The organism is Streptococcus sp. SI1 (genome assembly GCF_030439945.1).
In the GTDB taxonomy this organism is placed as follows: Bacteria; Bacillota; Bacilli; order Lactobacillales; family Streptococcaceae; genus Streptococcus; species Streptococcus intermedius.
In genome coordinates, this window is record NZ_JAQFJE010000001.1 from 95,440 (window position 1) to 116,444 (window position 21,005).

The 21,005-nt window shown below is 37.3% G+C and carries 16 protein-coding genes and 1 pseudogene; 13 read left to right on the plus strand and 4 right to left on the minus strand.

Translation table 11 applies throughout. The annotated features are described in order from the left end of the window. Positions 1-2 precede the first annotated feature (2 nt). The 6 genes from PCY10_RS00565 to PCY10_RS00590 all read left to right on the plus strand — a co-directional run bounded on the left by PCY10_RS00565 (position 3) and on the right by PCY10_RS00590 (position 5,098). Complete coding sequence (locus tag PCY10_RS00565) at positions 3-707, plus strand: TIGR02206 family membrane protein (protein WP_003072021.1); 705 nt, start codon at positions 3-5, stop codon at positions 705-707. A gap of 6 nt (positions 708-713) precedes the next feature. Next, positions 714-1,400: a TIGR02206 family membrane protein gene (locus PCY10_RS00570; protein ID WP_041787691.1), complete on the plus strand. Its 687-nt coding sequence runs from the start codon at positions 714-716 to the stop codon at positions 1,398-1,400. 135 nt (positions 1,401-1,535) lie between these two features. Then, positions 1,536-1,943: a helix-turn-helix transcriptional regulator gene (locus PCY10_RS00575; protein WP_003072025.1), complete on the plus strand. Its 408-nt coding sequence runs from the start codon at positions 1,536-1,538 to the stop codon at positions 1,941-1,943. Between the two features lie 11 nt (positions 1,944-1,954). Further along, entirely contained in the window at positions 1,955-2,275 is a 321-nt protein-coding gene (locus tag PCY10_RS00580; RefSeq protein WP_021002503.1) for a hypothetical protein, read from the plus strand. 190 nt (positions 2,276-2,465) lie between these two features. Then, positions 2,466-4,010 (plus strand): peptide chain release factor 3, encoded by a 1,545-nt coding sequence (locus tag PCY10_RS00585; RefSeq protein WP_301558736.1) that lies wholly within the window; start codon positions 2,466-2,468, stop codon positions 4,008-4,010. 179 nt (positions 4,011-4,189) lie between these two features. Further along, positions 4,190-5,098 (plus strand): magnesium transporter CorA family protein, encoded by a 909-nt coding sequence (locus PCY10_RS00590; RefSeq protein ID WP_009569121.1) that lies wholly within the window; start codon positions 4,190-4,192, stop codon positions 5,096-5,098. Between the two features lie 18 nt (positions 5,099-5,116). On the opposite strand, the gene PCY10_RS00595 is transcribed toward PCY10_RS00590, so the two are convergent. After that, positions 5,117-5,521: a hypothetical protein gene (locus PCY10_RS00595; RefSeq protein ID WP_021002505.1), complete on the minus strand. Its 405-nt coding sequence runs from the start codon at positions 5,519-5,521 to the stop codon at positions 5,117-5,119. A 293-nt stretch (positions 5,522-5,814) separates the two neighbouring features. Here PCY10_RS00595 and PCY10_RS00600 point away from each other — a divergent pair, with 293 nt between their 5' ends. Beyond that, positions 5,815-7,359 (plus strand): DEAD/DEAH box helicase, encoded by a 1,545-nt coding sequence (locus tag PCY10_RS00600; protein WP_021002506.1) that lies wholly within the window; start codon positions 5,815-5,817, stop codon positions 7,357-7,359. 241 nt (positions 7,360-7,600) lie between these two features. Here PCY10_RS00600 and lacD read toward each other — a convergent pair whose 3' ends face one another. Beyond that, a complete protein-coding gene (gene lacD, locus PCY10_RS00605) occupies positions 7,601-8,548 on the minus strand; it encodes a tagatose-bisphosphate aldolase (protein WP_048786237.1) in 948 nt (315 codons plus the stop codon). A gap of 168 nt (positions 8,549-8,716) precedes the next feature. Between lacD and PCY10_RS00610 the strand changes: the two are divergent. After that, positions 8,717-9,463, plus strand: a pseudogene (locus PCY10_RS00610) (DeoR/GlpR family DNA-binding transcription regulator). A 127-nt stretch (positions 9,464-9,590) separates the two neighbouring features. Here PCY10_RS00610 and lacB read toward each other — a convergent pair. Further along, positions 9,591-10,109 (minus strand): galactose-6-phosphate isomerase subunit LacB, encoded by a 519-nt coding sequence (gene lacB, locus PCY10_RS00615; protein ID WP_009569115.1) that lies wholly within the window; start codon positions 10,107-10,109, stop codon positions 9,591-9,593. Positions 10,110-10,128: 19 nt separating this feature from the next. Further along, positions 10,129-10,560, minus strand: coding sequence for a galactose-6-phosphate isomerase subunit LacA (gene lacA / locus PCY10_RS00620; protein ID WP_003076692.1), 432 nt, complete (start codon positions 10,558-10,560; stop codon positions 10,129-10,131). Positions 10,561-10,727: 167 nt separating this feature from the next. Here lacA and PCY10_RS00625 point away from each other — a divergent pair, with 167 nt between their 5' ends. The 5 genes from PCY10_RS00625 (at position 10,728) to PCY10_RS00645 (ending at position 20,964) form a co-directional block, all read left to right on the plus strand. Further along, entirely contained in the window at positions 10,728-11,207 is a 480-nt protein-coding gene (locus tag PCY10_RS00625; protein ID WP_041787374.1) for a PTS sugar transporter subunit IIA, read from the plus strand. Between the two features lie 22 nt (positions 11,208-11,229). Further along, positions 11,230-11,535: a PTS sugar transporter subunit IIB gene (locus PCY10_RS00630; protein WP_021002509.1), complete on the plus strand. Its 306-nt coding sequence runs from the start codon at positions 11,230-11,232 to the stop codon at positions 11,533-11,535. A 130-nt stretch (positions 11,536-11,665) separates the two neighbouring features. Next, positions 11,666-13,141: a PTS galactitol transporter subunit IIC gene (locus tag PCY10_RS00635; protein ID WP_003072056.1), complete on the plus strand. Its 1,476-nt coding sequence runs from the start codon at positions 11,666-11,668 to the stop codon at positions 13,139-13,141. A 75-nt stretch (positions 13,142-13,216) separates the two neighbouring features. Further along, positions 13,217-14,149 (plus strand): 1-phosphofructokinase family hexose kinase, encoded by a 933-nt coding sequence (locus PCY10_RS00640; protein ID WP_021002510.1) that lies wholly within the window; start codon positions 13,217-13,219, stop codon positions 14,147-14,149. Between the two features lie 152 nt (positions 14,150-14,301). Beyond that, positions 14,302-20,964 (plus strand): sugar-binding domain-containing protein, encoded by a 6,663-nt coding sequence (locus PCY10_RS00645; RefSeq protein ID WP_301558737.1) that lies wholly within the window; start codon positions 14,302-14,304, stop codon positions 20,962-20,964. Positions 20,965-21,005: the final 41 nt, after the last annotated feature.

Below are 21,005 nucleotides of genomic sequence, written 5' to 3' on the forward strand. Positions count from 1 at the left end.
AGATGAATCTACAAGAATTTTTTACAAACCATAAAACGGAGGCACCACAATTGACCCCGTTTTGGTACGGAATAATGTTTTTAGGAATCATTTACATCATGTACAGTGCTGTAAAATATCATCGAAATAAGCGTTATCAAATTATTTTAAAATTTGTACAAGGATTCCAAATTCTAATGCTTTATAGCTGGTATGTCGCCACTTTGTCACCACTATCTGAGGCACTTCCTTTTTATCATTGTAGATTGGCGATGTTTGCTATTTTATTTCTGCCTGATTCCTCAGTTTATAAACAATATTTTGCACTTTTGGGAGTATTTGGGCCTATTTGTGCATTGATTTATCCTTTGTTTGATCCATTTGCTTTTCCTCATATTACCTTAGTATCTTATCTGATTGGCCACTATGCTCTTTTGGGAAATTCTCTTACGTATTTGATGAATCATTATGATAGTAAGCAATTGGGCTTGCGGCGAATTGTAGAGATTAGTTTTGCTATGAATCTCTTGTTATTATTTGTAAATTTTGTGAGCGGTGGAAATTATGGTTTTTTGAAGGAGCCGCCTTTAGTAGGTGATTATGGGATGATTAGCAATTATCTATTGGTGTCATTGCCTCTGATTTTAGCTATTTGGATGATTTCTCTGGTCTTTAAACAAATACAGATTAAGCAAGAACAAGAAGAAACGATAAGACAGGAAAATTAAATTGTGCTGAAGAATTTTTTAACTACTCATATAACAGAACCACCTCTGATATCGACATTTTGGCATGGATTGATGCTTATGTTTATCTTACTGTTCATCTATGTGGCTGTGAAATATCATGATAATCCATATATTGTAGAAACGTTTAAATGGATTCAAATTATACAGTTAGTTGTTCTTTATACATGGTATATTGGCTTTCGATTACCACTAGCCAATAGTTTACCCCTTTATCATTGTCGTTTAGCCATGCTTGCTGTTGTTTTTTTACCAGACAACTGGCGAATCAAACAGTATTTTGCTTTAATGGGAGTAAGCGGTGCGGTATTTGCTTTGGGCTATCCGGTCTTTGACCCTTATGATTTTCCACATATTACGAGCTTTTCTTTCTTGATTGGCCATTATGCCTTGTTGGGTAATTCCCTTGTGTATCTGATGAATTCGTATGATAAGAAAGCACTAAAAAAATATCAGATTCTTTTTTATACTTTTGCATTAGATTTATTTTTAGTAGGGGTTAATCATTTGACAGGTGGCAACTATGGTCTTATGACACACCCACCTTTTATTAAAGGGGAGAATATTTTGTTTAATTATTTGGTTGTTTCAACTATACTGTCTGTCACCTTGATTCTTCTTGATGAAATATTTAAAAGGCGATGGAAAAAGAAATCAAAAATAATTTCAAACTGATATATCTCAATATTTATTTTCCTGTCAAATTTCCTTGGCAGGATTTTTTCCACTATTTTGTGCAATGTAAAAAATTTTTGCTAGATTTTATGCAAGAAAATAGTAAAATGAGAGTAGAAAGATAGGAGAGAGATCATGGAAATTGGTAAAAAATTAAAAGAAGCGCGGCAAATATGTGGCCTGACACAAGAAAGTGTCGCAGAAGAATTAAATGTATCTAGACAAACTATCTCAAATTGGGAAACAGAAAAATTTTATCCGGATATTTTATATGTTTTACAGTTAAGTGATTTGTATCAGGTTAGTTTGGATGAATTGTTGAAAGGAGATGAGCATATGATTCAGCACTTAGAAGATTCCACTAATACTGTTAAGAGCAATCGAAAGATTTTACTAGCCTTTATATGTAATATTTGTTTATTATTCCTTTTCTTCATTTTTGTCACTCCAATCTCTAAGAGTTATCTGTTGACCTTGTTAGCGGTGGCGCTGGTAACTGGGACAAGTGGGTATATATTGGTGCAGATTATTCGTAAAATATAGGAGGTTTTATCATGACTTGGTATCTGTTGACCTTGATTGGTTTGCTTATCGTAACAAATGGACTGTTTGTTTATCAATTATTTAAATTGGTTGAATTAGATGCTGCGGTTCGCGGGATGAAACACCCCAAATTTTGGGCTTTTTTAACGACTGGTGGTCAACGAGGAGAAGGATTGATTTTGTACCTATTAAAACGGAACAAGGCCATTTTTTCCATGACAGCAGAAGAAACAGAAGAGCTTCAAACGAGGAAACAACGGTTAATCTATTTACTGGTGTTAATGGTTATCTTAGCGATTTTTCTCTTTGCTAGTGTGCTTGTGAGATTTTAATAGAAGTCTCGACTATCGAAAAAAATAAATTAATCGCCCGAGAGGGCGATTTTTATCTTCTCTAGATTATTGAAAAAAAGCGCTAAATCCGCTATAATGGATAAGTTGAAAGGATCAAGGATTCCGATGTAAAGATAAAAAGTAGATGCTAACATTCACGATTATTCTAAAATGAAAGAAAGAGAAAAAGATGACTTTACAAGAAGAAATTAAGAAGCGACGGACTTTTGCTATTATTTCCCACCCGGACGCAGGGAAGACGACCATTACGGAGCAGCTGCTCTACTTTGGAGGCGAGATTCGTGAGGCTGGGACAGTCAAGGGGAAAAAGAACGGAAACTTTGCCAAGTCCGACTGGATGGATATTGAAAAGCAGCGGGGAATTTCTGTGACGTCCTCTGTCATGCAGTTTGATTACGATGGCAAACGGGTCAATATTCTGGATACGCCGGGGCATGAGGATTTCTCAGAAGATACTTATCGAACTCTGATGGCGGTCGATGCAGCGGTCATGGTCATTGACTCGGCTAAAGGTATTGAGACTCAGACTAAGAAGTTATTTGAGGTTGTCAAACATCGCAATATCCCAGTCTTCACCTTTATGAACAAGCTGGACCGTGACGGCCGTGAGCCTTTAGACCTACTGGAAGAACTGGAAGAAATTCTAGGCATCGCTAGCTACCCGATGAACTGGCCAATCGGTATGGGAAAAAGTTTTGAGGGTCTCTATGACCTCTATAATGAACGTCTAGAACTGTATAAAGGTGTTGAGCGTTTTGCTTCTTTGGAAGATGGGGACAAACTTTTTGCTTCCAACCCCTTCTATGATCAGGTCAAGGAAGATATCGAACTCCTACAGGAAGCTGGAAATGAATTTTCAGAAGAAGCGATTTTAGACGGTAAGCTGACACCCGTTTTCTTCGGTTCAGCCTTGACCAACTTTGGCGTGCAGACTTTCTTAGAAACTTTCCTTAAGTTTGCTCCGGAACCACATGGCCATAAGAAGACAGATGGTGAAGAAGTCGAGCCGCTCAGCCCAGACTTTTCAGGTTTTGTCTTTAAAATTCAGGCCAATATGGATCCGCGCCACCGCGATCGTATTGCCTTTGTCCGCATCGTTTCTGGTGAGTTTGAGCGCGGTATGAGTGTCAATCTGCCTCGCACTGGAAAGTCTGCCAAGCTGTCTAATGTCACCCAGTTTATGGCCGAAAGTCGAGAAAATGTCACAAATGCTGTGGCAGGTGATATCATCGGAGTTTACGATACTGGGACTTATCAGGTAGGAGATACTCTAACTGTGGGCAAGAACAAGTTTGAATTTGAACCTCTGCCAACCTTTACCCCAGAGATTTTTATGAAGGTTGCAGCTAAGAATGTCATGAAGCAAAAATCCTTCCATAAGGGGATTGAACAGCTGGTGCAAGAGGGAGCCATTCAGCTTTATACCAATTACCAAACTGGCGAGTATATGCTAGGAGCTGTCGGTCAGCTCCAGTTTGAAGTCTTCAAGCATCGCATGGAAAATGAATACAACGCCGAAGTGGTTATGAATCCCATGGGCAAAAAGACAGTTCGCTGGATTTCACCAGATGACCTTGATGAGCGTATGTCCTCGAGTCGCAATATCTTAGCCAAGGACCGCTTTGACCAGCCTGTCTTCCTCTTTGAAAATGATTTTGCTCTTCGCTGGTTCGCAGACAAGTATCCGGATGTCAAGTTAGAAGAGAAGATGTGACATACCAAAACTATCTGATTACAGACCGTGTATAGCAACATCATAGTTATAATAAAATCGGCTCGCTAGGTTAGTTGCTACGGGATATAAAGATTTACTGAATTGTATATATTAAATTTTCCTAAGGATTGAGCTTTCTTCTCTCAGTCCTTTTCCATTGATAGTGAAAGGGGAAAGTAGTGTTTATCGAAAAGAAATTACAGAGTGGAATGGCCTGGATAAATTTGGATGCAGATATTTTGAGTCAACACCCAGGTTCTTATAAAAAATACAATATTGATGAAGAAACCATTGAGTATGCACTGGATAAAAATGAACGCGCCCACATGGACTACAATCGTGAGACAGGAACAGTTGTTTTTATTTTCAATGTACTCAATTTAAAAAGAGCTAAAAATTACTATGAAACAGTCCCTATGACCTTTGTGGTACAGCAGGATCGGCTCATTACCATTAGCAATAAGGAAAATACTTATGTTGTAGATATGATGAAAAATTATGTTGAACACCATGAACCAGTTACAGTTTACAAATTTCTATTTGCTAGTTTAGAATTGGTGTGTAATTCGTATTACCCTGTGATTGAACAAATGGACGAAACAAAAGATAACATCAATCATCTCTTGCACCAAACAACCACTAAAAAAAATCTCTTTGCTTTGGCAGACTTAGAGACTTCCATGGTCTATCTGGTCGCTGCTGCAAAGCAAAATCGCATGTTATTAGAGCATATTAGAGGACATGCAATTTATCGCCGTTTAGATGAAGTTGAAAAAGAGCAGTTTGATGATGTCATGATTGAAGCTCGCCAGTTAGTAGCAATGACTGACTTAATTTCTCAAGTTCTCAGTCAATTGTCAGGTTCTTACAACAATATTTTGAATAATAATCTGAATGACAATTTAACCGTTTTAACAATCATTTCTGTTCTCTTAGCGGTTCTTGCTGTTATTACTGGGTTCTTTGGCATGAATGTACCACTTCCGTTATCTAATGACAAGAATGCTTGGATTTATATTGTTGTCATTAGTTTAGTTATATGGGGACTTCTGACCAAGGTTCTTAAGTGGCTGGCCAATAAACGATAATAAATTAAAAAGGCTTCCTTAACTCTTGGAAGCCTCTTCATCGTTTTTTTGTCTTTTTCGATATTCTAATCCCCAACCAATCATCCAGCAGAAAACCAGCAAATAATTTTCAATCCAGCCCAGTAGATTAACTTGATTGGCTTTTTCCAGATAGCCTAGCAGATGGTTGGTGCCAAAGCCCAGTCCACCCAGAATTAGAGCTAGTAGGGTCATACGCAAATAGAACCAATCATACTTCATGTTGGCGGCAAGTAGTAACGGCAGAATAGCCAGATTCCAGAAGCCGATTTCTCTCTGCCAGTAGGGTGCTAGACCATAGATAGATTCAGCGCCTAAGAGTTGGGGCTGGAAAATCTGGATAATAGCTGCACTCAGCATAGCTAGGATAAGCAAAATGAAAATCACGCGTAAAAATTTATTCATACCTATCTCCTCTCTTCTTTGTAGATTATAATGTTTTTGAAAATGATTTTCAAGTTTTCATTTTTTACAAAGAGAATCTCTAATAAAATATTGTACACTCAAATCCTATCTTTTTACCTTTCTTTATGTTATACTAGATAAGTTGTAAATTAGTTAGCTTTCTCATTCATCTTTGACAGAAAATTAAGCTGCAGTCGTTTCGATTGGAACCCTTGTGTCAGATTCGTTGAATGAAAAGCAAAATATGTTTGATAAGGTAGCTTCGCACTGCCTTTTTAGAAAGAAGAAGAACATTGAAATTTAATGAATTCCATTTGTCTCCTGAATTGTTAGCAGAGGTTGAAAAAGCTGGCTTTGTTGAAGCCAGCCCAATCCAAGAACAAACAATCCCGCTTGCTATGGAGGGAAAAGATGTGATTGGACAAGCGCAGACTGGTACAGGAAAGACAGCTGCTTTTGGTTTTCCAACTCTTGAAAGAATTAACACAGAAAATCCCTTTATCCAAGCGTTAGTTATTGCACCAACTCGTGAGTTGGCTGTTCAAAGTCAGGAAGAGCTCTTTCGCTTTGGCCGTAGTAAAGGAGTGAAAGTTCGATCAGTTTATGGTGGCTCTAGCATTGAAAAGCAAATTAAAGCCTTGAAATCAGGCGCCCACATTGTCGTAGGAACCCCAGGGCGTTTATTAGACCTCATTAAGCGCAAGGCGTTGAAACTCAATCATGTAGAAATTCTTATTTTAGATGAAGCAGACGAAATGCTCAATATGGGCTTCTTAGAAGACATTGAAGCAATCATCTCACGCGTACCAGAAGAACGCCAAACCTTGCTCTTTTCTGCGACGATGCCAGATGCTATCAAGCGGATTGGTGTGAAGTTTATGAAAGATCCAACACATGTCAAGATTGCAGCAAAAGAATTGACAACGGAGCTGGTGGATCAATATTACATTCGCGTAAAAGAAAATGAAAAATTTGATACCATGACACGCCTGATGGATGTGGAGCAGCCTGAGCTGTCTATCGTCTTTGGTCGGACCAAGCGACGGGTGGATGAGCTGACTCGTGGACTTAAACTCCGTGGTTTCCGAGCAGAGGGGATCCATGGTGATTTGGACCAAGGCAAGCGCCTCCGCGTCCTCCGAGACTTTAAAAACGGCAATCTGGATGTCTTGGTTGCGACAGATGTAGCTGCACGTGGATTAGATATTTCTGGTGTTACCCATGTTTACAATTACGATATTCCACAAGACCCCGAAAGTTATGTTCATCGTATCGGACGGACAGGTCGTGCTGGAAAATCTGGTCAGTCTATTACATTTGTAGCGCCAAATGAAATGGGTTATCTTCAAATCATTGAAAGCTTAACCAAAAAACGTATGAAAGGCATGAAGCCAGCATCTGCAGAAGAAGCTTTTCAAGCTAAGAAAAAAGTTGCACTCAAAAAGATTGAACGAGATTTTGCAGATGAAGCTATTCGTAGCAATTTTGAGAAATTTGGTAAGGATGCTCGTAAGCTAGCGGCTAAATTTACACCGGAAGAATTAGCCTTATATATTTTGAGTCTGACAGTACAGGACCCAGATACTCTTCCAGAAGTGGAAATTGCGCGCGAAAAACCACTACCGTTTAAATATGTTTCTGGTGCCAATAAGGGAAATCGGAATCATAAAGGTGGTAATCGTCGTGATCGTGGTAATAGACGCGACAATTACAAAAAAGGAGCTCGCAATGAGCATTTTGACAAGGAAAAACGCTACCGTAAAGATCACAAAAAACCTCGCAATACTTCAAGCGAAAAGAAAACTGGCTTTGTGATTCGGAATAAAGGGGATAAATAAGGATGCTATAATGATGGGGTGGGACAGAAATCAATCGTTTCGTAGAAACTTGATTCTATCTTCCCACCTCCACGACATGACCTCGGAAAATTTGTGGATTATTGAAGGTCGGAAATAAAGGCAAGTGAAGTGAAGCTTGATCTCTTGAAATCTGCAAAGTTGATTTATCAATGTATTAGAATCCGATCAACTAATGCATTTTGAAATTATAGCTATATAAAAATATGAAGATATAAAGTTATTAAAATGTAACTGGAGTAGCAGTTTCTTGAAGAACGGCATCTAATTCAATAATGTTTTGTTTGCCCACTGTTTCAAGCCATTTAATTGTAGCTTCCTGGCCACCTTCCTGATATGCCTTTGTAGCACCAGCCCAAGTAGCGCGTCCACAAAGGACACCGTTGAAAGTTGACCCAGCTTCTTTAGCAAAACGTAAAGTATCTTGAAACAGTTGAGCGGAAACACCAGCAGATAAGAAAATAAATGGAAGAGAAGTGGCGTCGCTTTGTTCTTTGTAGAAGGCTGCCGCTTCTTTTTTATTGTATAAGATGTCATCTTTAGCGAAACCTTCAACGTATTTCATATTAACAGGAACTTCAACTTTGAGGACATCAACACCAAATCGTTCTTGTGAGTATAGTTTCATAGCTTCAATGACTTTATGAGGTTTGAGTTTGGCATATTCTTTTTCATCTGTCACTTTGGCATCATAAGAAACCAACTCAAGGAAAAATGGCATATCTTCGGCTTTGCACTCAGAAGCGATACGTTCAATAAAGGCCTCTTTAATATCATTGACTTCCTTACCTTCGTCAATATCTACATAGAGTAAGACTTTTACAGCATCGGCACCTTGGGCTTTGAGGCGTTGAACTGATACATTTTCGACAAGGTCAGGGAAACGACCGGCTACAGTTTTATCATAACCTGTTTTTTCGTAAGCGACAAGTAATCCAGCGTTTTCGGATCGAGCGGTTGCAGCTTCCCATCCTAATTCTGGATCAAGTAAAATAGAAGAAGCATACCTTGTTAAATATTTCGATACTAATACTTTAAACTCTTCCAATTGCTTAACCGGAGTATCTTCACCAAGCATACGGCGTAAAGCTCCACGTTGGTCAATGGCTAAAGCACCAATAATTCCATTTTTATCACATAAACGGTTTAATTTTTCTTGTTTTGTTGTCATTCCCAGACTCCTTTTATTTTATATGATTTCATTATAAAGTACAAACAAAACAAAGTCAAACAATAACTGACAAAAATGAAAAAAATCTTGTTTTTAATTTTTCAAAATGAATAATTTGTTGTATAATATATTTGAGGAATCTAATTATATGATTAGAAAGGAGACAAAATGAAAGAAGGACGACATAGAGTTATTCTTCAAGAACTGGATCAGCAAGGAGTCGTTTCTGTTAAGAAGTTAAAAGAACTGTTAGATGTGACCGATATGACGATACGTCGAGATTTGATCGATTTAGAAAAGCAGGGCTTGTTGACTCGGGTTCATGGAGGAGCTCATAAAAAAGTCAAAAATGGCTTGAACGAAGCTTCTCATACTGAAAAAACGATGTTGAATATTGAAGAAAAACAAGCTATAGCTCGAAAATGTGCCAGTTTAATTTCTTCTGGTGACACAGTTTTTATCGGTTCAGGAACAACGACGGATTTTATCGGAGATTATTTAGCTGATAAAAGCGTGAGCATTGTGACAAATTCGCTCCCTATTTTTTAAAAATTGAAAGATAATCCTAATTGTGATATTATTCTGATAGGTGGTCGCTATCGGGTGAAGACACAAACGTTTGTCGGGCAGTTTGCTAATAAATTATTGAAGGAAATCAAAGTTGTTAAAGCGTTTATTGGTGTCAATGGGATTGATGGACATAATGTTACGACTGCTAATGAAGAAGAAGGAAATGGCAATGCAATTATCTTGAATAATGCGATTGAAAAGTATATTGTGGCGGATAATAGTAAATTTGATAGTTATTCTTTCTATTGTTTCTACCAATTAGATGATTTGGATGCAGTTATTACAGACGATCATCTATCACCTAAAATCAAGGAAAAATATCAATCGTATACGCGTGTGTTATAGTTAATATTTTAATCACTTGTTCGTGAAGAAGCAGGTGATTTTTTTGAAGAAAGATTGACAGTTTCTATAAAAAAACAGGTCTCATCTATGTTAGATTGAGCCTGTTTTTATGAGTATTAACTTTTATTTAATCATGATATTCACCGCGAGCCCACTTCGCATTTTCTTCGTCAAAAATATGATCATTTTTGGCGACTTCAGGGCTGACTTCAATAGTGTTATTGATTTTTTCAATCAGTTGTCTATTGGATTCTGTTGGTTGGTATTCTGTTTCAAGAAAAACATCAACGATATTGTGGATGAGGTTTTGACCAAGAATGCGTCCTCCAAAGGCGATGATATTTGCATTCAGTTCTTTTTTTGCATAACGCGCAGTTAGAACGTCGCCAACAAGAGCAACACGTGTACCTGGAACTTTATCGGCAGAGGCAGAAATTCCCACACCAGTGCCACAAAGGGCGATTCCAAGATCAGCTTTTCCTGAAACAACATTTTCTGCAATTAAACGACCAAAGATTGGGTAATGAGTACGATGAAAATCATAGGTCCCAACATCAATGACTTCATGTCCAAGGTCTTTTAAGTGTTCAGAAATTTTCATTTTTGTATCCGTTACGATATGATCACAACCGAGAGCAATTTTCATAATCTTTTCCTCCAACTTTTTAACACAATTTATTAAGCATATCTATGCGTACTTGGTGCCGCCCAGCATCATAATCAGATTTTAAATAAGCCTCTGCGCAAGCATTTGCCAACTCTTCTCCAAGGATAGCTGCACCCAGAGTGATAATTCGTGTTGAATTATGACGAATAGTCATCATGGCAGAATGTTCGTCTGAGACAGCAGCGCAGATAATGCCTCTATGTTTATTTGCGACCATGTAAGAGCCAATCGCAAAACGATCAAAAAGAATACCGCGAGCTGTATCATCTTTTCGTAATTCTTTCACAAGAGAGACTGTAGAATCGACAAAGTCCAGTGCTCCTTCTGTTTCATTAAGATCTGTAATATCATAACCGATCTGAAGCAAATGAGTTTTCACTTTATTTTTTAAGTCAAAGCCGTCTCGGTCCGCTGCTAATATAACTTTCATTGTTATACCTCCTTTTTCTTTTACAACAACAATATAACATCTAAAAATAGCATTGTCAAACAAAAAACAACAAAATAAAGCATAATAAATCATTGACAACGCTTTCAAATAATTGTATAATGGTTTTGCAAACAAAATAACACAAATAAACAGAAGGAGAGAATATGATGGGACTTAATCATTTCTTTGAGAAAGATTTAGTTTTTTGTCTACATGCTGATAATCAAGAAGACCTTTTTAATCAAGTTGCTAATCTCCTTGAGGAGAGACACATTGTAACGTTTTCTTATAAAAATGCCTTGATTGAACGTGAAAGGGCATTTCCTACTGGATTGGATATGAATTTTTTAGGAAAGGATTTGCCGAATGTGGCGATTCCGCATACAGATATTGTCCATAATTTAGCAGAAAAAGTGGTAGTGGTTCGATTGGATCAACCGGTGACCTTTCATAATATGATTGTTCCATCAAATGAAGTGCAAGTATCGCTGTTGTTCTTCATTATCAATAATTCTAATGATAGCCAAACGAATATTTTGGCTCAATTGATGGACTTTTTTACTGCTGCCGGAAACCTAGAGGCCTTATCTAAGATGGACGATGCAGATAAACTATTTCATTATATTTCGGAAACAATAAATCATTAAAAATAAAATGGAGGATTTTACAATGATTAAAATTTTAGCAGCCTGCGGAGCAGGAGTAAACTCAAGCCATCAAATCAAAAATGCACTGGAAGAAGAACTTTCAAATCGTGGTTATAATGTTCAGTGCGATGCTGTCATGGTAAAAGATGTTAATGAAGACTTGATAAAGGGGTACGATATTTTCACACCAATAGCAGCAACCGATTTAGGATTTGAACCGGGGATCCCGGTTGTTGAAGCTGGACCAATTTTATTCCGTATTCCAGCAATGAGTGCGCCAGTATATGACAATATTGAAGCAGCTATTAAGGAACAGGGACTTAGTTAAATAATCCATTAGAAAATTCATAATGAGAAGTTGAAATGGTAGGTAAGATGGATATTTATTGACTTTAGTATTTTGTCATTTCTCTTTTCGTTCACTATCATTCAAAAAAATAAAATCGGGAGGATTTTTTATGAATGTCATTATTGACTTAGCGAATCGCTTCTTTAAACCCATTTTAGATATGGGCGCACCAATCATCATGTTGATAGTTTTAACAGTACTTGCTTTATGTTTTGGAGTGAAGTTTTCCAAAGCTTTGGAAGGCGGTATTAAACTTGCCATAGCTCTTACTGGTATCGGCGCTATTATCGGTATGCTGAATGGCGCATTCTCAGCTTCGCTTGCAAAATTTGTTGAAAACACCGGTATTCAACTTAATATTACAGACGTTGGTTGGGCACCATTAGCTACGATTACATGGGGTTCTGCTTGGACGCTTTATTTCCTGCTCGTTATGCTCATCGTCAATGTTGTGATGTTGATTACAAAAAAGACAGATACCTTAGATGTTGATATTTTTGATATTTGGCATCTATCAATCACAGGTCTATTGATCAAATGGTATGCGGACAATAATGGTGTTAGTCAAGGTGTTTCTCTCTTTGTCGCAACGCTTGCCGTTGTACTCGTTGGAGTAATGAAAATTATTAACTCGGACTTAATGAAGCCAACATTTGATGACTTGCTCAATGCACCAAGTTCGTCTCCAATGACATCTACTCACATGAACTACATGATGAATCCAGTCATCATGGTTTTGGATAAGATTTTTGATAAATTTTTCCCTTGGCTGGATAAGTATGACTTTGACGCTGCCAAGCTGAATAAGAAAATTGGTTTCTGGGGTTCTAAATTCTTTATTGGATTTATTCTTGGAATTGTTATTGGGATTATGGGAACACCACATCCAGTATCTAGTGTTGCCGAAGCAGCAAAATGGTCACTCGTTATCAAAGGTTGGTTGTCTCTTGGCTTAACTGCTGGTGTCTGCTTGGAATTATTCTCTCTTATTGGTTCTTGGTTCATCGCAGCAGTAGAACCTCTGTCGCAAGGGATTACAAATGTTGCGACAAAACGTCTTCAAGGACGTAAATTTAATATTGGATTGGATTGGCCATTTATCGCAGGTCGAGCAGAAATTTGGGCATGTGCTAACGTTTTAGCACCAATTATGTTGATTGAAGCAGTTCTTCTTTCTAAAGTGGGAAATGGTATCTTGCCACTTGCAGGAATCATTGCTATGGGTGTTACGCCAGCGCTTCTTGTTGTAACACGTGGTAAGCTGATCCGCATGATTGTATTTGGAACGTTGTTGCTCCCATTATTCCTTCTTTCAGGAACACTGATTGCACCATTTGTTACTGATTTAGCGAAAGGCGTAGATGCATTTCCTAAAGGTGTAGCAAGTACACAATTAATTACTCACTCTACTCTTGAAGGACCAATTGAAAAATTATTTGGTTGGACAATCGGGAATGCGACTACCGGTGATATAAAGGCTATCTTTGGTGTTATTGCCTTTCTAGCATTTTATATCGGTATCTTTGCTTGGTATAGAAAACAAATGATTAAACGAAATGAAGAATATGCTGCAAATGCAAAATAGAATAATAGAATAAAATAAGCTAGGCTATTCCTTTTGAAATAGTCTGGCTTTTGCTTGAAAAAAGAAAGGAAAAGAATGATTCATTTAGTTTGCCCCAATCCTGCTTTGGATCGGACTATTTTACTACATGATTTGAAAGAAGATCTAGTCAATCGTCCGGACGCAGTACATGAAAATGCTGGTGGAAAGAGTTTCAATGTTGCTTATGTTTTGAACTGTGAGAAAGACAAAGAGCAAGGAAATTTTTGTATTCATACAATGCTGGGTGGCAAAATGGGGGAATACATTGAGCAGTTAAATAAAGAAAACTCCATTCCGCTTGTCGTGACCAGAGTAGTGAAAAATACCCGTACTTGCACGATTACGATTGATACTGAAACTGGAAAGACTTATCTAGTTTATGAAAAAGGTTTTGATTTAGATGAAAAACTGCTGGATACATTTACAGCGAATCTTTTAAAATCTATCAAACCTGGTGACAATGTTGTCTTTTCAGGTTCTTTAATGAAAGGTATGCCAGATGATTATATCGCACAAATTAGTCGTCTTTTACCTCAAAATGTAAATTTAGTAGTTGATACTAGCGGCACAGCTTTACAAGCAGCTTTCTTAGCTCGTCCTAAAGTTGTAAAAATTAACGACGAGGAATTGACAGATCTGACTGGAAAACCAACTGATACAGTAGAGCAAGTGGCAAACATCTTGAAAGAGTATGCAGAAATTCCCTATTTTATCGTCACAATGGGTAGTAAAGGGGTTGTTGCTCGTTTGCAAGATGATCTGTTTCAATTGACTTTTCCAAAAATTCAAGTCAAAAATCCTATTGCTTCGGGTGATTTCTTTCTCGGCAGCCTTTGCCATTCTTTAGAAAACAAAGGATTCATTGATAGAGAAGCAGTCATTCGTGCCTGTGCTTACGCGACAGCGAACTGTCTGCAATGGATTCCAAAAGTAGATAAGGAGGATGTAAAACATATTATACAAGAGATTCAATTGAGATCTTTATAACATTGATAATTTGCTTGTTTTATGGAATTTTCTAAATGATAGCATTCCATCTTTATAGAAATCTTAAATATAGGAGGATTCATTTAGAGTAGAGTAAGCAAAAGAGCATTTTGGTGTTACAACTGGTTAACAATTCAATGAAAGGAAAATATATGAAGAGAGGACAATGTTTAAAAAAGTGTCGGTGTAGCTCAATCCGAAAGCTCATACTGAGTTTTGGTTTCATCGTTTCTAGTATGTTTTTATATAGTGTATTTTCAGTAGATGGTGATAATTTGTTATCAAATAAAGTTGATGCTGCAACCTATACACAAGCAGCACTTTATAAACAGAAGGAAAAAAATACTGTGAATTCAACTGGGTTAAAAAACGGAGAGGATAAGACAGAACCAACTAAAAAGTTGTTGACAAATCAATCTGAAAAAAAACAGTCAAAAAATTTCACTACCTCTCCAGAACAATGGTACAAAGTAAATCGTTACCTTAAAACTGATAAAACGGTTAATTTTGATTCTGCGTGGAAATTTGCGATGGGGGAACTTCCAGGAGCATCAGAAAGGAATTATGATGATTCTAGTTGGAAGACTTTAAATTTACCGCATGATTTTAGTTTAAAACAAGACTACACCCAAAGTGGTGAAGCAGAGAGTGGTTATAAATTAGGCGGAATTGGCTGGTATCGTAAAACGTTTTCTGTGAATGAAACAATCGCAAAAGGACGTGTCTACCTTAAGTTTGATGGCTCTTATATGGAAACGGAAGTTTTCGTAAATGGCCATTCATTAGGAGTTCATCCAAATGGGTATACATCATTTACCTTTGATGTAACAAAATATTTAAAAGTTGGGGAAGAGAATACCATAGCTATTAAAGTGACGAATAAAATACCAAGTTCGCGCTGGTATTCTGGTAGTGGTATTTATCGTTCGCTTCAATTAGTATTTACACCTGCAGTCCATTTGGCGGACAATGGAATTGTGATGAAAACGCCAGATTTATCACAGACAGCTCAGTCAGGAACTGGAAGTCAAGTGCATGTTACTGCTAAGGTTTACAATCAATCAGGGAATGCTTCGCAGATTCGTGTAAAATCAATATTGTACGAGCGGAAAGAAGACGGTAGTCTAGGTCAAAAAGCTGCTGAATCAGAATTATCACAACCAGTTGATGTCAAATCAGGTGAGCAAGTACCTGTCAATCAACAGTTTTCAATCGTCAAGCCGAAGTTATGGTCGCCTGACAATCCTACTTTATATGTGTTGAGAACAGAACTGTACCAAAATGGCCAAAAGATTCAGACTGTCGATCAAGAAACTGGTTTTAGATATACATCTTTTAATAGTGAGACGGGCTTTTCACTCAATGGACAAACGATGAAACTGAAAGGTGTCAGTATGCACCATGACCAAGGTGCCTTAGGTTCAGCTGCTTATTACAATGCTATTGAAAGACAAGTTAGCATTCTAAAACGTATGGGTGTGAATGCTATTCGTGTTACTCATAACCCAGCTTCTCGTGCCCTGAAAGACATTGCGAATCGCATGGGAATGTTACTGATTGATGAGGCTTTTGATGGCTGGCGAGACTATAAAAATGGTAACACTTATGATTATACACGCTTTTTTGATAAAAAAATCGGAAACTCAGTAGAAGGGTTATCAAATGTAGAGTCACCTGATCAGACATGGGCAGAGTACCATATTAAACAAATGGTTCGGAGCGGGATTAATGATCCATCCATTATTATGTGGTCAACAGGAAATGAAGTAACAGAAGGAACTTCAAAAGCTTCTGCAGGCACTTATCCTCAACTGATAGCACAATTAATTAACTGGATTGACCAAGTAGATGGAACTCGTCCAGCTACTTTAGGTGACAACTATTTAAAGAATCGTGATACTACTTCTGTTGGAATGGCAAACGCCTTGACTAACAATAAACTTCAAGGTGTTGTTGGTTATAACTATGCAAATGGAAGCCAATATGATGAGGGACATAAGTTGAACCCAAATTGGTTCATCTATGGATCTGAAACAGCTTCTTCTATTAACAGTCGTGGTGTTTATAATGTTAAGAATCAAGAACAACGATCAGATAAGCAATTAAGTTCTTACGATCAAAGCAAAGTTGGCTGGGGACATCTTGCGAGCGAAGCTTGGTATGATGTGATTAAGCGCGATTTTGTAGCAGGTGAATTTGTATGGACGGGATTTGATTATCTTGGTGAGCCTACTCCATGGAATGGAATTGGATCTGGTTCTGTAGGGACATGGCCTGCTCCAAAGAGTTCTTATTTCGGAATTGTTGATACAGCTGGTTTCCCTAAAGATAGCTACTATTTCTACCAAAGCCAATGGAATCAAAAAGTTAAAACACTTCATGTTTTGCCAGGGACTTGGAATGAGTCTCTCATTAAAAAAGAGGGTGGCAAAGTAGAAGTTGCGGTTTATTCCAATGCAGCCAAAGTAAAATTAGTTCATGTTAGCGATAAAGGTGTTGAAACTGATCTAGGTACAAAGGCATTTACAAAAGTTACTACCAAAGCAGGACATAGTTATCAAATCTATAAAGGGAATGATAAGCAAGCAGCAGAGCATAAAAATTTATATTTGACTTGGAAGGTACCATACAAAAAAGGTTATCTTAAAGCTATAGCCTATGACGAAAATGGTAAAGTCATTAACAAGACAGAAGGCCGAAAAGAAGTGAAGATGGCTGGGAAAGCGACTAAATTAGCAGCCAAATTAGAAAGTAAAGTCGATTCTAAAGTAACCGATCACTCACTTGCCTATGTAGGAGTTGATGTGCAAGATGCGAAAGGCAATTTGGTAACAGATGCTAACAATAAGGTTGAATTTTCGGTTTCAGGGCCAGCTAAGTTGGTAGGTGTTGACAATGGAAATGCTGTTGATCATCAATCTTATCAAGATACGAATCGCAAAGCTTTTTCAGGGAAAGTTCTAGCCATTGTGAAGATGACTGGTAAGTCTGGGACAGTAACCGTTACAGCTAAGTCTAAAGGTTTGACAACAAGCACTGTTACATTTAAAGTGCAAGCAGGTAAAAAAGAAGTTGTAGATATTGATCAATATAAACTAGCTAAAACAATTTATTTGAAAAAAGGAGCAACGCCTCAGTTACCAAAAACAATCACTGTTAAAAATAGTGAAAATGTCGAATCAAAAGAATCATTAACTTTTGACAAAGAGCAATTAGCAAAAGGCTTGGCTTCAGGAAAAGATTTCACATTGCTTGGAAAGATTGGAAATACGGGTATAACAGTAGAAATTTTGATTTCTATTGTTGGAGATGTAGCTGCTATGAAAAATATCAGTACAGCTGTAGAAAAAGGCAGAGTACCAGATCTTCCAAAATATGTGCAAGCTTATGTGAAAAGTGGTAATCTATTGTCTGCACAATTTCCTGTGACATGGAAGATACCAACCAGTAGTATTTTTGATAAAGTTGGTACTGTAACGATAAAAGGAGTTGCAGATGTACTAGGAGATAAATTCCCGGTAACAATAACTGTTCGGGTTGCAGAGAAAGGTGTTCAGCTCGGAACGAATGTTGCGCCGTTGACGACAGACTTATCTGCTACTACAACATCGGATACTTTGTCGGCAGTTAATGATGGCAAACGCAAGATGGTACCGAACACAACTTCTGGGCCAAACTCTACGCGATGGTCAAATTACGACGAGGCACAAAAAGGCAATCCAAAGGCAACGTTGACCTTTAATTATGCTACCGCCCAAAATATTAAATTGGTGAATATTGTTTATAACAAAGATAATTGGTCGTTGCGCATTCCAGAAAAAGGAAAAGAACTTGAAGCAGCTAACTTTACTTGGAGTCGTTTAAAAGGTGGAAAACCAGAGAATATTAAAGCCAAAGTTGTTGGTAGAAAAGAGCTGGATGGTAACAACGTATTAGTCACTTATGAACTAGAAAAAGCTGTACCGGCAGTTGAGTTTAAAATCAATGTGAAGAGTACGAATATTGATTTGGGAAATAGAAAATCGTCTCTTGGTATTTCAGAAATTGAATTGATGACAGCGATTGAAACTTTTGATTTGTATAATGAAGCTAAATTAAGTGAAATTCGAGTTGGCGATAAAGTTATTAAAGGGAAACAATTAACAAAGGACATTGTCACGCAAGCTTCAGGAAAAATTACGGCTTCTAATCCTTCTAAAAACGTAGCTGTTACAGTTGTGCAGACGAAGGAAGATGAAACAAAAATCTTTACAGAGTCAGAAGACAAATCGCAGCATGAAACCTATACACTACGTTTGCTTCCAGAAAATCCGAAAGCAAGTGCTAAAGATAAATATGTTCCGAGAAAAGATATTACATTGTCAGCAGGATCTGTTCAGCCGGGTGCAGAGAATGCGGTTGAAAATGCGAATGACTTTAATGTGGATAGCATGTGGCATTCTGATTGGGCAGGCACTTCTGCAAGAAATCTTTGGGCAACTTTTGATACTGGAAAAATAAGAACAATCAATGGTTTGGCTTATCTTGAGCGGATGGATAAAATCCAAAATGGTAAGATTATTGATTATGAAATTTATGCTAGCAAAAATAATAAAGATTGGTTTAAAGTTGCAAAAGGTCGCTTTGCAGATGTTGAAAAATGGCAGGAAGCCTCATTTACTCCTGTAAAAGCCCGCTATCTCAAATTGGTCGGTGTAAAAACTCTGAGTGATAATTCTAAGAAGTTCATATCGGCTAGTGAACTGCGAGTTCGAGAAACGACTCAAAAAGCTTCTGATGAAATACCATTGACAGATAAAAATGTGACCTTAAAAGAAGATAAAATAGCTTATACAGGACAAGCCCTTACGCCAAAACCGGTTGTGAAAGTGGGAAATGAAGTATTAACTGAGGGTCAAGATTATAAGTTGACTTATGAAAATAATATCGGTAAAGCAGATAAAGATACTGTGGCCACAGTTACAGTAACGGGTATGGGCAAGTATACAGGTACTGTCAAGAAAACCTTTATCATTTCTGCCAATCCAAATCAAAAAGAGCCTGAAAATCCAGAACAAAAACAAAAATTGGCATTAATGAAAGCTATTTCATTAGATGCAGGGCGCAAATATTTCTCTGTTGCTCAAATCAAAGAAATTATTGATGAAGCAAGCAAGAGAGGTTATACACATCTGCATCTTCTGTTAGGAAATGATGCTTTGAGATTCTTGTTAAATGACATGACTCTGAAAGTGAATGGAAAAACGTATAGCAGTGATGAAGTAAAAGCAGCAATTGTACATGGAACAGACGCTTATTATAAAGATCCACATGGCAATCATTTGACACAAGCTGAGATGGATGACATTCTTCAATATGCGAAAACAAAGAATATTGCTCTGATTCCAGCGATTAACAGTCCGGGGCATATGGATGCTATTCTAGATGCAATGGAGCAACTCGGTATTAAAGATGCTCGATTTAGTTACAATGGTAAAAAATCAAAACGAACGATTGATTTGAATAATTCGGATGCAGTTCGTTTTACAAAAGCACTCATTAAAAAATATGCTGAATACTTCTCAAATAAGGTCGAAATCTTTAATATTGGTCTTGATGAATATGCAAATGATGTCAGCAAGGAAAGCGGATTTGGTCTTTTGCAACGAACGGGAAATTATCCTAAATTTATCAATTATGTAAATGAATTAGCAAAAATTGTTAAAGATCTGCATTTAAAACCAATGGCATTTAATGATGGGTTCTACTATAATAACGATAGGAGTTCAGGTACTTTTGATTCTGACATTATTATTTCTTATTGGACAGCTGGTTGGAACGGATATACTGTAGCTTCCTCCAAGTATCTATCAGAAAAAGGACATAAAATTCTAAATACGAATGATGCGTGGTATTATGTTTTAGGACGTGAAACGAAACATAGTGGCTGGTATAATCTTGAACAAGGCTTAAATGGAATGGATAAAACACCGCTAGACTCTGTACCGAAATCTGAAGGTGCAAAAATTCCAATTTTAGGTAGTATGATTGCTGCTTGGGCAGATGAGCCAAGTAGAGCGTTTAATAAAGAGAATTTCATTCGTTGGATAGATCGCTTTGTAGAACGCAATCCTTCTTACTTCCGAGCCAACTATAAACAGGTAGATTCTGAGTTAAGTAAAGTTCCTAAAAACTTAGAAGATTATACTTCTGAAAGTGTTGCGAAATTAAAGCAAGTGATGGATTCTATCAATCGAGATTTAAGTCGTGCAGATCAAGCAAAAGTTGATGCTTATGCAAACGCACTAAAGACAGCACGTGAAGGTTTAGTTGCCATTGAGCGAAAAGATTATACGTTAAAAATAATGGAAAATGGAGTACTTGCGAAATCTCACGTCTTTAAACAATTAAAATTGACAGATTTTAAGAAAAAAATAGATGATGAAATTGCCCAACGCAAAGCAGCTGGTTGGATTTTAGAATCACAAGAGAACGAGGGAAATACCTATATCTTAAAATTTAAAAAGGACAAAGCGACCCCAGATCCAAAAGATAAAGAGGGTAAGAGTCCTGACGGGTCAACACCTGAAAAACCGGCTCCTGGTGATAGTTCTCATTCGAAGAACCCAAATGTGCAAGATGGATCCACACTTCCATCTACGAATTCTTCTTCGGCAGAAACTAATCAGCATTCTAACGATGCAGAGGAAACAAGAGGAAATTCATTACCTAAAGCAAATACGATAAATTCAAATCTTACATTCGTTGGTTTTGCAATCTTAGCTTCAGTTGCTGTTTTGAGATTTTTTGTCAAGAAAAATCGAAAGAAAAAATAACGATATTCTAAAGAGTTTGAATAGCATAAAAAGTTTAGTAG

What these genes read in the sequence shown, in the direction of transcription:
- PCY10_RS00565 (WP_003072021.1), top strand. Translation starts at nt 3, where the DNA reads ATGAATCTACAAGAATTTTTTACAAACCATAAAACGGAGGCACCACAA.
- PCY10_RS00575 (WP_003072025.1), top strand. Translation starts at nt 1,536, where the DNA reads ATGGAAATTGGTAAAAAATTAAAAGAAGCGCGGCAAATATGTGGCCTG.
- PCY10_RS00580 (WP_021002503.1), top strand. Translation starts at nt 1,955, where the DNA reads ATGACTTGGTATCTGTTGACCTTGATTGGTTTGCTTATCGTAACAAAT.
- PCY10_RS00585 (WP_301558736.1), top strand. Translation starts at nt 2,466, where the DNA reads ATGACTTTACAAGAAGAAATTAAGAAGCGACGGACTTTTGCTATTATT.
- PCY10_RS00595 (WP_021002505.1), bottom strand. Translation starts at nt 5,521, where the DNA reads ATGAATAAATTTTTACGCGTGATTTTCATTTTGCTTATCCTAGCTATG.
- lacD (WP_048786237.1), bottom strand. Translation starts at nt 8,548, where the DNA reads ATGACAACAAAACAAGAAAAATTAAACCGTTTATGTGATAAAAATGGA.
- lacB (WP_009569115.1), bottom strand. Translation starts at nt 10,109, where the DNA reads ATGAAAATTGCTCTCGGTTGTGATCATATCGTAACGGATACAAAAATG.
- lacA (WP_003076692.1), bottom strand. Translation starts at nt 10,560, where the DNA reads ATGAAAGTTATATTAGCAGCGGACCGAGACGGCTTTGACTTAAAAAAT.
- PCY10_RS00625 (WP_041787374.1), top strand. Translation starts at nt 10,728, where the DNA reads ATGGGACTTAATCATTTCTTTGAGAAAGATTTAGTTTTTTGTCTACAT.
- PCY10_RS00630 (WP_021002509.1), top strand. Translation starts at nt 11,230, where the DNA reads ATGATTAAAATTTTAGCAGCCTGCGGAGCAGGAGTAAACTCAAGCCAT.
- PCY10_RS00635 (WP_003072056.1), top strand. Translation starts at nt 11,666, where the DNA reads ATGAATGTCATTATTGACTTAGCGAATCGCTTCTTTAAACCCATTTTA.
- PCY10_RS00640 (WP_021002510.1), top strand. Translation starts at nt 13,217, where the DNA reads ATGATTCATTTAGTTTGCCCCAATCCTGCTTTGGATCGGACTATTTTA.
- PCY10_RS00645 (WP_301558737.1), top strand. Translation starts at nt 14,302, where the DNA reads ATGAAGAGAGGACAATGTTTAAAAAAGTGTCGGTGTAGCTCAATCCGA.